Source organism: Paraburkholderia sp. SOS3 (assembly GCF_001922345.1).
Lineage (GTDB): Bacteria > Pseudomonadota > Gammaproteobacteria > Burkholderiales > Burkholderiaceae > Paraburkholderia.
Genome location: NZ_CP018811.1, coordinates 1,317,071 through 1,332,536 on the forward strand (window position 1 = coordinate 1,317,071; position 15,466 = coordinate 1,332,536).

Genomic DNA, 15,466 nt, shown 5'->3' on the forward strand with positions numbered 1-15,466 from the left:
GCAGAGGAATAGATGGCGCGTGAAGCGCGTTTTATGAATATGAGCTCCACGAAGTCAGGATGAACCCGGTTCAGTCGACAGTCGTGATTGACTGAAATGCACGCACTTTTAATGCGTGAACATGGAGGATGGTTATGGAAGCTGTCATGAACCAATTCGACCTGTGGCCCGTTGCTTCGACCGGAGAACGGATCGACAAACCGCGCCATTTGCCTGAGCGCGGTGGCACGCATCAGCTTGTCGATGGTCTTCCGGCAAGACCGCGCGCACGGTGGGTGAAGGAAGCCGGACAGCTCAAGATGGTATGGACGGCGGACCAGGTTAGCCACCCGGATAGGTGACTTCCAAAGCGTAGGATCGCTGATGATCGCTTGCAGGCGATCGCGCCGCACGTGGGCAGGCCGCGCCTCGTAGTGCGCCGTCAACGCATACGAGGCGGGTGCCCGAAGCGGTATCCCTGATCAGGTCCGGTAAGCTGCGGCGCCGAAAGTTGCGCCCGACACGCCGCCGTCCACGGCCAGTTCCGCGCCATGCATGTAAGACGCGTCATCGGAAGCGAGAAACAATGCAGCGCGTGCGATCTCATCGGGGTGCGCCATCCGTCCCACCGGAATCATCCGATTCAGCGCCTTCGTTCTGGCCTCTATCGCCGCCTCGTCAAGTCCCTCCGTGGCAAACCCGGTTGCTGTGTAGCCAGGCGCCAGCACGTTGATGCGAATGTTCTGCGGAGCGAGTTCCGCTGACATGCTGCGCACCATCGCAAGTACCGCATGCTTGCTGGCCGGATAGGCGCCGCCGCCGGGCAGGAAGCCGGCCTTGCCCGCAATCGAGCCGTTCACCACGATGGCCGCTCCGGCGCTCATTAACGGCAGAGACGCCTGAATTGTCAGAAACACAGCGGTCACGTTGGTCAGCAGGATTTCGTCCAGGTCGCGCTTCGTCGTGTCGGCAATAGCTTTCCCGCGTGCAGTCCCCGCGTTGGCAAAGAGGATGTCGAGTTTGCCGTACGTGTCGGATAACTTGCCGAACAGCGCCTCCCGCTCCTCGCTCACATTAAGGTCCGCACGCACCGCGAGGGCGGAGTGGTTCAGTTCCACGACGGCGCGATCGAGCTTCTCCTGATTCCGGCCGGTGATGACCACTCTTGCTCCTTCCGCCAGAAACAGCTTCGCAGCAGCAAGGCCAATCCCTCCGTTTCCACCTGTTATCAGTGCAATTCTGTCCTTCAGCTTCATCGATCGTTCTCCTGGATAGTGGCGCTTCAAGTCGAGCCGTTCGCGTCAGTCAGTCATGTGATCAATGCTCCCGGCGCGATGGGCCGCGCAGAGCAGCATTTCATCGAACGCGCGAAAGATCCGTTGCATCTGCGCGTGCTTGTAGGGGAAGACTTCGCGGGAGTCCATGTCGTGCACGAGCATCGCTGTCGAGATTTCGAAAATGAGCAGCCGGCCGTCTGCTGACTCCGCGCAGTCGAGCCCGACGTACTCGAGTCCCGTGAGGCGGGCCACGCTCGAGAGCGCTGCGCGGTGCCGGGCGGCGAAGCCGTGCTCGAATGTCTCGATGAAACGTGCTTCTTCCTCGCGAAGTCGGCCATCGTTCGTCATCTCTTCGTATGGGTAATGCACCATCCAGTCTTTCGAGATGCCCATATGGCACGCGTAGGGAACGCCGTTCAGCAGCACGATCCGGTATTTCCTGTACAGCCCGTCAGAACTGCGATAGTCGATAAACGACGCGAGGTAAAAGGCTTTGTCGCCAACTTCGGCGAGATAGCTGCGCAATGCTTCGCGATCGCCGACGCGAGCCAGACTTCTGCCGGCGTGCGAATCCACGGGCCGTACGATGAGCGGAAAGTCTATTCCGGCAAGCGACCTGAAGTCGTCTTTCGACGCGAGCGCATCGATCAGCGACGCCTGATCGAGTCGAACGACCTCTGCCATGCAGACACCGGGTTCGCGGGCGAGCAGCCGTGTGGCTGCTTCGCGCATGGTCAGCCATACGTGGGCTGGCCGGTTCAGCACCGGGCGCGACGACGACGCGACGAGGCTGGCAATTTTCGCGAGCGCACCGCGATTGCTATCGAGAGCGCCGGCGGCTACCAGCACCATATCGTGTTCGGGAAGGCGATCTTCAGGCGTCCAGTCATCGACATAAAGCATGTCGACGTGCAGTGTCGAATCCTTGACGAGAAATTCGAACGGCGTGTTGGCAACGAGCCTGCCAGGCGCCTTCAACACGAGCACGCGTGCGCCCGATGCATGGCGAGCTTGTGTACGGAGTCGATAGAGTCGCTGAGAGAGAAGCGCAAGGCGCTGCACCGACAGCGCGGCATCGGGCTGGTCTTTCGATTCCAGCACGAGAGCAAGATCCAGTAGCGCGCGCGGATCGTCATGTACACGCGTGTATTCGATCAGCCACTGTCCAAGCTCAGTCAGGTCTACTCCGGTAAAGGCCTTCTCGAGCATGACGGCAACGCCAGCCATTTCGTATCCAGCCGTCGGCTCGACGGATGCCTCGTCTGGAGCGTCATACATGGCCGATCCCCTCGTCATGCAGCAGATAGAACCGGTGGACGAGCGACATACCGTCTGCTGCGCTTTGTACGGTCAGGTTTCTCATGTTCCTCTTTGGCGAACCAATGCAACGCAGAAAGCCCGCTGAATCAAACCTGCTTTGATCGATGAATTTCGACATCAGGACCTGCAGATCTTGCAATGCGCATCGTTTAAAGAAAACGATTGTTTCCTGCGGGTCGCTGTGCGAATTTGCCGATCTTGAGGCTCATTGAAATCCGAGGATATTTGTTCGTGATCCGGCCATTGATATTTTTGCGTCGGACAGTTTTGCGACCTCAATTTCGATCAGCGGATGCGCGGAAATATTCGATGTTTCGTTGCTTCGACGGTTTGATAATGACTGGTCGTTAAGGCGGTGACGGGCATTCGATGCCGCGTCCATAGCGGGACGTAATGCGATGACATATTCGATTGCGCAATTGCTTCACGATGAATCCGCTGTGGAGGCATTCATCGCTTCAGTCACATCCATCGAGCCGTTGATCCACGCGCACGCAAGCGATCTGCGGCACGGCCCTGATCTTCCCGGCCCGATTGCAAATGCGCTTGGCGAAGCGGGTCTGACATCGCTGTGGGTTCCCAAGTCGCTTGGCGGGCCCGAACTGTCGCCGGCCGGGCTGATTCGCGTGGTGGAGGCGCTCGCGCGTCTCGATGGATCGGTGGCATGGTGCGCCGGCGTGGCGGCGGCCGGCTCGAGGATTGCGGGACTCGTTCCGCGTCACGTATCGCGCAGCATTTTTTCGGCACATGGCTCGGTTGCCGGCAGCCTGATGCCTGGCGGCACGGCGCTGCGCGAAAGCGGAGGGTGGCGTGTCAGCGGGCGATGGCAGTGGGGCAGCTTCGTGCGCCATAGTCGAGCCGTTGTCGTGGCCTGTCGTGAACGGCACGAAGGCGCCGATATCTCGGAGAATGGTCCGACTGTGCTGAGGCTCGCCATCGTCCCCACATCGGATATCGCCATTCTCGACAACTGGCGTGCAGCCGGCCTGCGTGCGACCGGCAGTCACGACTACACGATCGACCGTGTGTTCGTGCCTGACGACTGGACGATCTCGTTGTCCGACTATTCAGCCGCGCCGCACGAGTCCGGCGCATTGTACGGACTACCTTTCGTGACCGTGCTCGGACTAGGCATCGCGGCGGTGCCGCTGGGCCTCGCTCGCGCGGCCATCGACTCGCTGTGCGAACTCGCGAAAGCAAAGATGGGCAATGGATCGCCGGGCCTGCTCGAAGACGAAGCCCATGTCCAGTCGGATATCGCGCGCGCCGAAGCCATGTTGCGCAGCGCACGCGCCTTTCTGCTCGATTCGGTCGACGACATGTGGAAAACCGCTGGGCGAAAAGGCGGCAATACGCTCCACGACCGCGCCTTGGTGAGGATGGCCTGCTGGCATACCGCCCAAACCGCGCGCGAGGTGGTGCAAGCAATGCATCTATTGGCCGGGGGCACCGCGGTGAGCGACAATTCCGCGTTTGCAGCTCAACTGCGGGACGTGCATACGGCATCGCAGCATATTTACTTCTCAATGCGCAATCTGGAAGCCGCGGGCCGTGTAATGCTCGGCATGAACGTCGGCACCGAACGTTTCTGACGGCAACATGGCGCGAGCGCCATGTTGCCGTGGCTGCGCTCGACCGCGGAAAACATCAGTCGGGCCGGACGCCGAAGCACTGGGCGACACATCGGCGGACATATCCCAACCGCCGCCTAACGATCGATACAACGCGACCGCGGCTCGCGCATGCATGCGTTTCGCCTCGTTCAGCGCTTCGGCGTCGACAAGATAGGCCTGCTGCGCATCGAGCACGTCGAGGAAACTCGATGCACCGGCTTTGTACAGTTGCGTCGACAGCTTCAATGCCTTGTCCGATGTGGTCAGTGCGCCGCCGAGCTGTTCTGCCTGCGCCGCGCCGCTGAAGAGGTCGCTGCGCGTGTCTTCGATTTCCTTTAGCGCGTCGAGCATCGTCTGGTTCAGCGCCAGCTGCGATTCACGCATGCGGCTCTCGCTCGCGTCGATATTCGCGGCGATGCGCCCGGCGTTGAAGATCGGGCTCGTCGCGCTCAGCGCGGCGCTAAACAGGTTATCGGTCAGCGTCGGTGTGTTGACCCACGACGCGGAAAGAAATCCGTCGCTCAGGTCGAATCGGAATTTCGGGTAGCGCTCGGAGCGTGCGAGCCCGACCTCTGCCGCACGCTGCTCGACTCTGGCGTAGGCGGTGCGCACGTCCGGGCGGCGCAGCAGCGCATCGGACGGCAGTGTCGACGGCACGCCTTGCGACGGCACCGGAATCGGACGCGCATCCGTCAGAACCAGCGGGCTCACGCTCTCGGGCGTGCGGCCCGACAACACCGCAATGAGGCTCAACTCGTGCTGGATGTCCGATTGAATGCGCGGCATGCGTGCCTGCAGAACCTGCAACTGGTTGCGCGCGCGGGCGACATCGAGCTGCGTCGACAGCCCGAAGCGCAGGCGGTCCTCGGTCAGCTTCAGCGCGCGGCTACGGATCTGCTCGTTGTCGGTGAGGATTTGCAGTTCCGATTGTGCCCATCGCAAGTCGATATAAGCGGTTGCGGTATTGGCGGCGAGCGCGAGCCGCAATTCGTTCAGCGCAAAGCGTCGGCCCGACACCTGGGCTTGCGATGCGAGCACCGCGAGACGTTGGCCCCCGAAGACGTCGAGATCCCAGCTGGCAGAGAGCCCAAAGCCGGCAGAGTCGACGTAGCCGAGCGGCGGCGGCGTGATCTGCCGCGCGTGCGCCGCGATCGCGGACGCATCGACTTCCGGCAACAGATCCGCATGGCGCACGGTCACCACGTCCTCGGCCTGCTTGACGCGTTCGACGGCTGCCTGCACGTCGAGATTGCCGTTCAGTACCGACCGCACGAGTTCGTGCAGGGTCGAGTCGCCGAACTGTGCCCACCACGTATCGGCGTTCACCGCGTCTTGCAGCGCGTCCATGTTCCACGCCGCAGGCGAAAGGGATGTTACGTTTTCCGTAAGATTCTCGTGGCTTGCAGGTTGGAGTGCGCACGCAGTTAGCATCAGCGCAGCGGCAATACAGGTGATCGATTCTATTGTCCGTTTCATGGCAGTTATTTGGTGGGCGTCCCCGGCGGCGCAGTCAGGCCGAAGGGCCGTGAAAACAGCAGTGCGAAAAGCGCGACGCCGAAGCACAACGTCACCGCAAGGAACGTATCGGAGTAGGTCAGGACCAGCGCCTCGCGCATGACCAGGGAATGGAGCATGGCCATCCCGCCCTGCGCGCTGTTCAACGTATCACCCGCCACGGCGCCCAGATGCGCCATCTGTCTTTCCATCGCGAGGTCGATACGCGGCCTGCCGGCCGTCACATGTTCGGCAAGCCGCTCATAATGCAGATTCAAACGGTCGTTCAACATCGTGCTGACCACCGCGATGCCGATTGCGCCGCCAAGATTACGCATCAGATTGAACAGGCCGCTGGCCGATTTCAACCGCGCGGGCGGCAAACTGCCGAGCGACATCATCACGATCGGCGAGATGCAGAACTGCTGGCCGAAGCCGCGCAGCATCTGCGGAATCAGCAGTTGCTGCCAGCCCCAGTCGTGCGTCACGGGCACGTACAGCGCGCTGCCGATGCCGAACAGCAGGAGTCCGAATACGAGGAGCCTGCGCAACGGCACGAAGCGCGCAAACCACGTGTACACGACGAGCCCGACCAGCTGTGCGGAACCGACCGACAGCATCGCGACGCCGATCTGCAACGAATCGAATCCGCGTACGCGCGAAAGGAACCCCGGCGTCAGGAACACCATGCAATAGATGCCGATGCCGATCACGAACGATTGCAGACTGCCGATGGCGAAGTTGCGTAATCCGAGCGCCCGCAAATCGACGATGGGCTCTTTGGCGGTGAATGCATGGACGAGAAACAGAAAACCCGAGATGCCCGCGATCCACGCGCAGGCGAGTATCGCGTCGTCACCGAACCAGTTCTTGCGTGGACCTTCCTCGAGCACGTATTCGAGGCAGCCGAGGAAGGCGGACATCAGCACGATGCCGAGATAATCGCCGCGCTTGAGCAGCGACAGGTCCGCTTCGTCCACATGCACGAACTTCGGCACAAGCACCGTGACGGCGATGCCGGGCACGAGGTTGATGAAGAACAGCCAGTGCCACGACCACTGATCGGTGAGCCAGCCGCCGATCACGGGTCCGATGGTCGGCGCGAGCGACGCGAGCGTGCTGACCGCCGTCGACGCGATCAGTCGCTGCTTGCCGGGTGGAAACAGCACGAACACCGTCGTGAACACCGTGGGGATCATCACGGCGCCGAGCGCGCCTTGCAGCGCGCGAAAGAGGATCATCGAATCGATGTCCCATGCGAGGCCGCAGACCATGCTGACCGCGGTAAAGCCCAGCGCCGAGGCGGCGAAGAGCCACCGCGTCGAGAATACGCGAGAGAGCCAGCCCGACATCGGAATCACGATGATCTCGGCGATCAGATAGGAGGTCTGCACCCACGAGAGCTCATCCTGACTCGCCGACAAGCCACCGCCGATGTCTTTTAAGGACGAAGCGACGATCTGGATATCGAGCGTCGCCATGAAGAAGCCGACGCACATCAACACGAACGCGAATACTTTGGCGCGAAGCGGCTGGTCGGCCGGGTTTAGCGTTGGGGCGGGCGCTGCCGCGATTGCCGTCGTCATTGCACATCATCCGTCGCCGTCGCGGTTTTTTCCGGCTCGCGCGAAGTCGGAGTACCGCTGCCGAGATGCACGCTTACGGTTGCCGACAAGCCCGGCCGCAGTACGTGATGCAGGTTCTTCGGCACGTCGAGCCAGATACGCACCGGCACCCGCTGCACGATCTTCGTGAAGTTGCCGGTTGCGTTTTCCGCGGGCAGGATGCTGAAGGTCGCGCCGGTGGCCGGGGCGAGGCTTTGCACGACGCCGGTAATCGGTTCGCTCGATGCGTCGAGCTTCACGTCGACCTTGTTGCCCGCCTGCATGTGCCGGAGCTGGTCTTCCTTGAAATTCGCATCGATCCAAAGACCGTGCTCGGGCACCACGGTCAACAGCGAGATGCCGACATTGGCGAGCATGCCGACGCGCGCCGTGCGGTTGCCGATGTAACCGTCTATGGGCGAGCGGATCGTCGTGTATTCCACATTCAGTTGCGCGACGCGCTGCGCGGCTTTTGCCGTCGCGACGCGCGCCTGCGCGTCGCCGATCTGCGCATCGACCACGGTAAGCTGACGCTGCGCGGCAACCAGCGACGCATTGCTGCGATCGACTGCGGCGCGCGCTTTCTGCAGGTCCGCATCGGCGCGCTCGACCACCTGATCCGATACGGCCTCGTCCTTCACGAGCGCGCGATAGCGATACTGGTCGGCCGCGCTGCGCGTGAGCTCGGCGCTCGATGCGTGGACGCCCGCCGCCTGCTCGTTGATCAGGGCGAGCTGCAGCGTGCGCTTCGCCTCGAGTTCGGTCACGGCGGCTTGCGCGCTCTGCACTTCGGCGTTCGCCTGTGCGAGCCGCGCGTCGTAGTCGCGCGAATCGATGCGGATCAGTACCTGATTCGCATGCACGAACTGGTTGTCCTTCACGAGCACGTCGGTCACGAAGCCGCTCACGCGCGGCGCCATCACGGTGACGTCGCCGCCGACATACGCATCGTCGGTGGTTTCGATAAGGCGGCCGACGAAGTACCAGTACGCGGCAGCGGCAAGTGCGACGGCGACGACGGAGAATATCGCAAGGGCCATCCAGGGAATGCGTCGCGCCTTGATCTGGCTGCCGGTGTCGCTGACCGGGGTGGCTGCTGATGAGGAAGAAGTCATGATGTGGTCTGTCGATCCCGTGATTGCTCATCCGGAAGAGGCCTGGCGGCGCACTGCCGGCGGCGCACGCTGGCGGCGCGCCTTAGCGCTCAATTGTGGTGACGTCGACCGTGTGAATAAATCCCCCAATCGCGAGCACTGGTTGATGAAATTTGCACAGCCGGCGCAGGGTGCCCTTCGGATCGAATGATTCGGATACGGAAGGAACGGGACGAGCGCGTCGACATGCACGCGCAAACGTTTCCTCGGGAAGAGCTTCCGATTCAGCGTAAAATGCACTCCCGCCGCGATGTTCCGGCGGAGTGCCGTTACGCCAGCGATGCATGTCGACCTAATTACTCTCTATCTTCTTGCGATCGGGACGCTACTCGCCAGCTCGGCGATGACGCTGTGGGAGCATCGCGCCCATTCGAAGCGCAGCACGGAGTTGAAGATACTGGCAGCGGCGTACGCAACGCTTGCGATTGGCTGCGCGGCTGCCCTGTATCGTCATGGCGTGCCAGGCGTCATAGGCTCCGCGCTTAGCAATCTCGTCATTTTTACCGGCTATCTGCTGATTCTCCATGGTGTCGCCTCGCTAAACGGCAGGCGATACGGCGTGGCTTCGCTGGGCCTCTTTGCCGTCAATGCGCTCGCATGGGTCATTGCGGGTACCCGATGGCAGGAGACGATGTGGGCCTACGCGAGCGCGTTGCCGATTGCCATCGCTTCAGGCATGACGGCTTATGAACTGTTGCGCAACGACGGTCGGAAACGCTTCCAGCCGCAGTACATCGCCGCGATGGTGGCCGGCGTTCATGCGGTCTTCTATGCCTTCAGGGCGTTTATCCTGCCGTGGCTTGCGCTCCGGTACGGCAAGGATGCGTTAATGGCGTCCAGCGTCGTCACGATGTACGAAGGCGTGCTGTATTCGGTCGTTCTCCCGATGACGCTGCTCAAGCTCGTGCGCGAGGAAGCGCATGGCCAACTGTTGCGGGAATCGCAAACGGACTATCTGACCGGTCTTGGCAATCGCCGATGGTTCTTCGAAGAGGGCGCGCGCGTGATCGACGATGCGGGCGCATCGCGGCCGGTTTCGCTGCTTGCGTTCGACCTCGACCACTTCAAGACGATCAACGACCAGTACGGTCATGAGACCGGGGACGCGGTACTCAGATCGTTCGCGGACGTGGTGCGCAGCGGCGTTGGATCCGACGCAATCGTCGCGCGCATTGGCGGCGAGGAATTCGTTGCATTGTTACCGGACCACGACAGCGGCGACGCGCACGTAGTGGGCGAGGCGGTGGTCAGGCGCTTCGCCGAGACGATTACGCAAGGTGCGAATCGGGTTGGCGTGCGCGCTACGGTCAGTATCGGGCTTGCGCAATTCGGGCGCGACGCTTCGACACTCGGCGATCTCTTGTCCGCTGCGGACCAGGCGCTGTATGGCGCCAAAGCGCGCGGGGGTAATCGGGTGGAGCTGGCGCAGACCGATGCGGGGTCGTCGGCTGCGTGAGCTTCACGCGACACCGTCAGACGTGATGCGGATCGTCTTCCTCGGGGTGGTGCGATGCGCCGCCGAAGGCGCCAATGCCGCCGGTGCCGCCGCTTGAAACCATACCCGCCGCGGCTCCGTTTCCACCGGCTTTGTCACCCCTGGCGCCGCCGCCTTCACGCGCTGCGTCCTTGCTGCCTCCTCCTTTTGCGGCCGCGGGCCGTGCCGGTCCCTGTCCGGGAATCTGCAAGCCCTGTGGCACGGCGTCGAGATCGAGCACCCCCCGGATGAAATCGCGTAGCGAGACGACTAACTGCGCTGTGTGAATGGGGCGGCCCTCAGTCATTTCCATTGCTGCTTTCGCCGCGAGGCGGACCTGTTCTTCAGTGCCTAGCAGGAGGATGTCGGCGAGCGCCGCTTCGACGGCGTCGCGGATTCGACGCGAACGGTCCGAGGCGCTCGCGTCGCTCGAGCGAGCGGCTTCGCTCGGTGTCGCATCGGTTTCGGCCCCGGGGGTCGTTGCCGGTGCGCTTGCGGTCGCGTCCGCTTTGGCAGTCTGAGCGTCGAGTTCCGCTTGCGCGGCGGCAGGTATCGCCATCGATGCCCGCTTCAAGTCGCGCAAATGGGTCGGGTCGACTGCGAGGTTGCCCGTGAACGAGCCGCCTAGCGTTTTGTAGGCCGCGAAGCGTGCGCAGCCGCTCGTTGATCTGCCGGTTCTCACGCTCGCGCCGCTGCTGCACCGTCTGCATGAGTAGCAGGCGAATGCCGACGCCAATCAGCGTAATGACCGCTAGCCCGACGAGGGTGGAGAGGAGGCCTTGCCAGGAGCTGAAGTCGAGGTTGCGCATAAGGCTCGTATGGACCTGGTCGTTACCGGACGGACATGGGGTTGATCGTCGAGCACGCAATGTATGGACCAGCCCGTGCGCTCGAAGGCTGCTCAGGCAGATTGCCGATGCCAGGGCGGTGGGCGCGACAATCGTCCGTGGCAAGCGTGTCGATCGCCCCGGGTTCTTCCTCGAGCCTACGATCGTGACGGACTTTGCGGTGAACAATCCGCTTCATCAGCAGGAAGCGTTCGCGCCGGTGTTGTCCTTCTATGTCGTGAACAGCGAGAAAGACGCAATCAGCCTGGCCAGTGCGACCCGATATCGCTTGGGGGCGCTCGTCGTCTCGGCCGATATCGACCCCACGCGCAGCATGTCGCGTCGCTTATCGAGGCCGGTATGGGGTACATCAATTCGTGCTTCGCCAATTCGCCGGGGCTGCCTTTTGGCGGCGTGAAGAATTCGGGCTTCGGGCGGGAATTGGCCGAGCACGGCATCGGCGAGTTCCTGAACCGTAAGCTGGTGCGCGTTGCCCACGCGGCCTGATATCGATCGGCAAGGCGACGGCGCCGGCTGCGCAGAGGCGTCAGGCGTCGTCGCGTTCGCTCCGACGAATTCGTATGTTGGGCGATGCATGCGTTGCAGCTGCGCGATAATGGCCGCGTGACGGTTGACGTTTTAAAGACCGTACCTGTCATCTCTTTTGGGCACAGCTATGTCTACGCGCAGCACGAACACGATCCAGAGCTGGCACGCGCATGTCTATTTCGATGCCGCAAGCCGCGACGCGGCGTGGGCATTGCGGCAAATTATCGAGCACGCACTCGGCGCGACCATCGAACTCGGGCGATTTCACGAGCGTCCAGTCGGACCTCATCCGCAGTGGTCGTATCAGATTGCATTCACGCCTGCTCATTTCGCCGAGATCGTCTCGTGGCTCACGCTGAACCATGGGGCGCTCGACGTATTCATCCATCCGAACACGGGCGATTCGTTGAGCGACCATCGCGATGGTGCGCTGTGGATCGGGCAGTCGTATGAGCTGAAGCTTGGCGTATTCAGCGGTTGATGTCTCGCCGGACACTACACGATGGCGAGCATCGATCTGCCTGCCTTCGCATAGATGCCCGGCTGCATACCGTTCGTTGATTCCATATCGGCGCCCGTGCGATTGCTGTCGCGGCGATCATACAAACACGATTCTTTCCCAGCAACACTAGTTGCTGATAGTGCAAACGTTTGCAATGACGATTTGAACGTCGTGCACTGAACTTTAACGAAACCGCACACCCGCCTTCCTGGTTTCTTCATGCCACGCCGGCTCATAGTCATGCGAAAATGCCGCGCCATCGACGAACCATCAAGCGAATGCGATGTGGAACCTGCGTGTCATCCGGCTGTTGCTGTCCGTTGCCGTGTTGCTCGTATCGGGCACGGCAAGCGCGCATCCGCACGTATGGATCCGCTATACCGCGCAAGTGCAAATGCAAGGTACGAGCGTGATTGCGATCGCTGAAGTCTGGCGCTTTTCGGAAGGTTTCCCCGTTCAACTGGTCGGCATCGATGCATTGCCCGATAACGGACCGCTCGACTCGAAGCAGACCGCCATCTTCCGCGAACAGGCATTTTCGTCGCTCGCGGGCACCCAATACTTCAGTCATCTTTTTGCCGACGGTGAAGCGCTAACGCTGGGCGATCCCATTGGCTTTCGCGTTTCGGTCGATCACGGCAAGCTCGTCTATACGTTCACATTGCCGCTCAGGAAGCCGATCGACGTCACGGCACGCAAAGTCTCGCTAGGCATCTGGGACGACTCGTTCTTCGTCGACTACGAACCCGATGGCGCGAATGCCGTGACGATCGGGGGGCATGCGGCGGCGACGTGTACCGCGAAGCCGTTTACCGATCACGCGCATCCGATTTTCAACGGCATCGTCTTGCCACAGGCGATCGCGCTCGCATGCTGACATTCAATCGATCGATGCTGCGTGTTCTGCTGGCGTTATGGATTGCCGCCGCTGCAGGCTTCGGCCCGATTGCGCCGGCAAACGCGGCTTCTTCGCGCGTCGATGTATTTGGCCGCCCTGTCGAGGCGGCGTCGGCGCCTGCGCATGCGGACCATGCACGCGCATCGGGTGCATCGGGTGCATCGGGTGCAACGAGCACATCGCGCCCAGCGGAGCCGGCAAGCGCGTTCGTATTGCCCGACTTCGTTCGCAAAGTGCTGGTCTCCTCGATCGTCTGGCAGGGCAGACTCAACGCGCGAATGGCCGATGCCACCGAAGCGTTGCGTCGCTCGTCCGCGCCCTTCACATGGCTCACATTGATCGGCCTTGCATTCGCCTATGGTGTCTTGCATGCGGTCGGACCGGGGCACGGCAAGCTCGTCGTCGGCACGTATCTCGGTTCGCGCAAAACGCGCGCCGTCGAAGCCGTTTTACTTGCCGTATGGACGGCGGCCGTGCAGGCGATGAGCGCGATCGTGCTGGTGTTCGGCGCCGCATGGTTTGCCAAAGAGGGGATGTCGAACGTGCTGTCGAACGCGGCTTCGCTCGATATCGCGAGTTGCGTGCTGCTTTGCGTGGCAGGCGGCTGGACGATCTACACCACGCTTGCGCAACGCGACTGCTGCGACGATATCGGGACGGTGAAGCTTGTGCCAGACGAGCGATCTATGGCGCAGCCTGCGTCGCGCGACGAACCGGCATATCTCGGTCGAAAGCTACAGCTTCATGCGCGAAGCTCCGCGCGTGTCAGCAGGTCCGCACGCTCGAAGCTTGCCACCCCATCGCAAATCCTCGCGACAGGATTCGCATCGGGCGTGCGGCCATGCGTCGGTTCGATCTTCGTTCTGATCGCGGCGATCGCCGCCCACACACCGTTTGTCGGGATCGCGGCAACCTTCGCGATCGGCGCCGGGGTCGCGCTGACGGTTACGGTATTCGGTCTCGGCGCGGTCGGCGCGAACCGGCTGATCAGCGCGCGTGGCATTCGCATTCGTTCGAAAATGAAAACGGCGCGGCGTGTATTTGCCATAATGGGCGCACTCGTTATCGTGCTATTCGGTGCCGTGCAGGCGGCGCTGATCCTCACGGGCTATCTCCAACCCGCCATCACGTAGCCTCGGTGTGTTTCTTACCCGCCAGGTACAAATGATGTTCTGCTGACTGTATTTACGCTCCTCGGCGTGCGCACGCACAATCACGCCATCTTCCGTGAACGAGTCCGGTTCGCGGATCACGCTAAAGGAGCTGGATATGTCTAACGATACTTTTCCCTCGGTCCCGTCCCGCCGTCGCTTTCTCGGTGTGGCGGCGGCAGCGGTCGCAGCAGGTACCTTGAGCACGCTCGCGTTTGCCGATACGAATCAGGCGATCGTCGAAGTTGCACAAGCGGAAGGCGGCGACAAAACCGCACTGCGTCGTCTGCGCGTGCACGCGCCGCAAGCTCAACTGACCGATTTGCGCAGACGCATCAAGGCGACGAAATGGCCTGAACGCGAAACGGTCACCGATGCATCGCAAGGCGTTCAGCTCGCGACCATGCAAAGCCTCGCGCGTTACTGGAGCACGGGTTACGACTGGCGCAAGGTCGAGGCGAGATTGAACGCGTTACCGCAATTCGTCACGCAGATCGACGGGCTCGACATCCATTTCATCCACGTGCGCTCGAAACACGAAAACGCGCTGCCGATGATCGTTACGCACGGCTGGCCCGGTTCGATCATCGAGCAGATGAAGATCATCGATCCGCTGACGAACCCGACCGCGCATGGCGGCAGTGCGTCGGACGCGTTCGATCTGGTGATCCCATCGCTGCCCGGCTACGGTTTTTCAGGCAAACCGGCGCAGACCGGCTGGGATCCGGCTCGCATTGCACGCGCGTGGGTTGCGCTGATGAAGCGTCTTGGCTATACGCGCTATGTCGCGCAGGGTGGCGATTGGGGCAATGCGGTGACCGAGCAGATGGCGCTTATCGCGCCGCCGGGTTTGCTCGCCATTCACACGAACATGCCCGCCACCGTGCCGGACAACATTGCGCAGGCGCTCAAATACGGCAACCCGCCGCCGGCCGGTCTTGCCCCCGACGAACAGCATGCGTTCGACCAGCTCGCGTACTTCTACAAGCACGGCCTTGGTTACGCGCAGGAAATGGCGAATCGGCCACAAACCTTGTATGGGATCGAAGATTCGCCGATCGGTCTTGCAGCGTGGATGATCGATCACGACGCAGCCAGTCAGGCACTGATTGCGCGTGTATTCGCAGGCCAGACAGAGGGTCTGTCGCGCGACGACATTCTCGACAACATTACACTGTACTGGTTGACGAATACGGGCGTTTCATCGGCGCGGCTGTATTGGGAAAACAGACTCGACTTCTTTGCGCCAAAGCATGTTGCCATTCCGGTTGCCGTCAGCGTGTTTCCCGATGAAATCTATGCGGCGCCGCGCAGCTGGACCGAAAATGCGTACCCGAGGCTGATTCACTATAACCGTCTCCCAAAAGGCGGACACTTTGCCGCCTGGGAACAGCCGGTGGAATTCACGGCTGAAGTTCGCGATAGCTTTCGTTCGTTCCGCGAGGCGTGAGCCGCGCTGTATTTGCGCCTCAATGGCATGAATGCGCGACCTCGTGCGTTGGGCCGCGCACGCGCTTCGATTCGGGGATTGGTGCATATGGCGCAACACCGCGAGCCTGTTTGCGCGTCTACTGCGCTAAAGGCCGCGTGCCTAAGATGCCGATGTGAAGCGTATTCATCGGGC

Annotated in this window: 15 protein-coding genes and 1 pseudogene; 10 read left to right on the forward strand and 6 right to left on the reverse strand. The window is 61.8% G+C overall.

All coding sequences use genetic code 11. The features are described from left to right. Positions 1-146 precede the first annotated feature (146 nt). Positions 147-341, forward strand: a complete 195-nt coding sequence (locus BTO02_RS34145; RefSeq protein ID WP_156883758.1) for a hypothetical protein — start codon at positions 147-149, stop codon at positions 339-341. A gap of 120 nt (positions 342-461) precedes the next feature. Here BTO02_RS34145 and BTO02_RS06050 read toward each other — a convergent pair whose 3' ends face one another. Next, complete coding sequence (locus BTO02_RS06050) at positions 462-1,235, reverse strand: SDR family NAD(P)-dependent oxidoreductase (protein WP_075156272.1); 774 nt, start codon at positions 1,233-1,235, stop codon at positions 462-464. A gap of 45 nt (positions 1,236-1,280) precedes the next feature. Then, a complete protein-coding gene (locus BTO02_RS06055; RefSeq protein WP_075156273.1) occupies positions 1,281-2,534 on the reverse strand; it encodes an ATP-grasp domain-containing protein in 1,254 nt (417 codons plus the stop codon). A 440-nt stretch (positions 2,535-2,974) separates the two neighbouring features. On the opposite strand from BTO02_RS06055, the gene BTO02_RS06065 reads away from it, so the two are divergent. Then, the gene (locus BTO02_RS06065; RefSeq protein ID WP_075156275.1) at positions 2,975-4,168 is read left to right on the forward strand and encodes an acyl-CoA dehydrogenase family protein; all 1,194 of its coding nucleotides are present in this window, start codon (positions 2,975-2,977) and stop codon (positions 4,166-4,168) included. Here the strand turns inward: BTO02_RS06065 and BTO02_RS06070 are convergent. The 3 genes from BTO02_RS06070 to BTO02_RS06080 are packed head-to-tail and all read right to left on the reverse strand — an operon-like array spanning position 4,100 to position 8,402. Next, positions 4,100-5,665, reverse strand: coding sequence for an efflux transporter outer membrane subunit (locus tag BTO02_RS06070; RefSeq protein ID WP_083615008.1), 1,566 nt, complete (start codon positions 5,663-5,665; stop codon positions 4,100-4,102). The genes BTO02_RS06065 and BTO02_RS06070 overlap by 69 nt on opposite strands. A gap of 5 nt (positions 5,666-5,670) precedes the next feature. Next, complete coding sequence (locus BTO02_RS06075) at positions 5,671-7,269, reverse strand: DHA2 family efflux MFS transporter permease subunit (protein WP_075156276.1); 1,599 nt, start codon at positions 7,267-7,269, stop codon at positions 5,671-5,673. Continuing rightward, a complete protein-coding gene (locus tag BTO02_RS06080) occupies positions 7,266-8,402 on the reverse strand; it encodes an HlyD family secretion protein (RefSeq protein WP_156883759.1) in 1,137 nt (378 codons plus the stop codon). Before BTO02_RS06080 ends, BTO02_RS06075 begins: the two co-directional genes overlap by 4 nt. On the opposite strand from BTO02_RS06080, the gene BTO02_RS06085 reads away from it, so the two are divergent. Together BTO02_RS06085 and BTO02_RS06090 are read left to right on the forward strand one after the other, a co-directional pair. Continuing rightward, entirely contained in the window at positions 8,347-8,592 is a 246-nt protein-coding gene (locus BTO02_RS06085) for a hypothetical protein (RefSeq protein WP_198039265.1), read from the forward strand. The two genes, BTO02_RS06080 and BTO02_RS06085, sit on opposite strands and share 56 nt — an antisense overlap. A gap of 129 nt (positions 8,593-8,721) precedes the next feature. After that, entirely contained in the window at positions 8,722-9,897 is a 1,176-nt protein-coding gene (locus tag BTO02_RS06090) for a GGDEF domain-containing protein (protein ID WP_075156279.1), read from the forward strand. Positions 9,898-9,913: 16 nt separating this feature from the next. On the opposite strand, the pseudogene BTO02_RS35030 reads toward BTO02_RS06090, so the two are convergent. Next, positions 9,914-10,724 (reverse strand): annotated as a pseudogene (locus tag BTO02_RS35030) (hypothetical protein). Between BTO02_RS35030 and BTO02_RS06100 the strand changes: the two are divergent. The 6 genes from BTO02_RS06100 (at position 10,660) to BTO02_RS06120 (ending at position 15,292) form a co-directional block, all read left to right on the forward strand. Beyond that, entirely contained in the window at positions 10,660-11,160 is a 501-nt protein-coding gene (locus BTO02_RS06100) for an aldehyde dehydrogenase family protein (protein WP_269667999.1), read from the forward strand. The pseudogene BTO02_RS35030 and the gene BTO02_RS06100 sit on opposite strands and share 65 nt — an antisense overlap. Continuing rightward, positions 11,103-11,249 (forward strand): aldehyde dehydrogenase family protein, encoded by a 147-nt coding sequence (locus BTO02_RS35380; protein WP_269668000.1) that lies wholly within the window; start codon positions 11,103-11,105, stop codon positions 11,247-11,249. The genes BTO02_RS06100 and BTO02_RS35380 overlap by 58 nt, the downstream gene beginning before the upstream one ends. 169 nt (positions 11,250-11,418) lie before the next feature. Further along, positions 11,419-11,772, forward strand: a complete 354-nt coding sequence (locus BTO02_RS06105; protein WP_075156280.1) for a DOPA 4,5-dioxygenase family protein — start codon at positions 11,419-11,421, stop codon at positions 11,770-11,772. A gap of 304 nt (positions 11,773-12,076) precedes the next feature. Beyond that, positions 12,077-12,670, forward strand: a complete 594-nt coding sequence (locus BTO02_RS06110; protein WP_075156281.1) for a DUF1007 family protein — start codon at positions 12,077-12,079, stop codon at positions 12,668-12,670. Beyond that, positions 12,664-13,824 carry a nickel/cobalt transporter gene (locus BTO02_RS06115; protein ID WP_075156282.1) on the forward strand — a complete coding sequence of 387 codons (1,161 nt, stop codon included), beginning with the start codon at positions 12,664-12,666 and terminating at the stop codon, positions 13,822-13,824. The genes BTO02_RS06110 and BTO02_RS06115 overlap by 7 nt, the downstream gene beginning before the upstream one ends. A gap of 136 nt (positions 13,825-13,960) precedes the next feature. Continuing rightward, positions 13,961-15,292: an epoxide hydrolase family protein gene (locus BTO02_RS06120; RefSeq protein WP_075156283.1), complete on the forward strand. Its 1,332-nt coding sequence runs from the start codon at positions 13,961-13,963 to the stop codon at positions 15,290-15,292. The last annotated feature ends 174 nt before the right edge of the window (positions 15,293-15,466 follow it).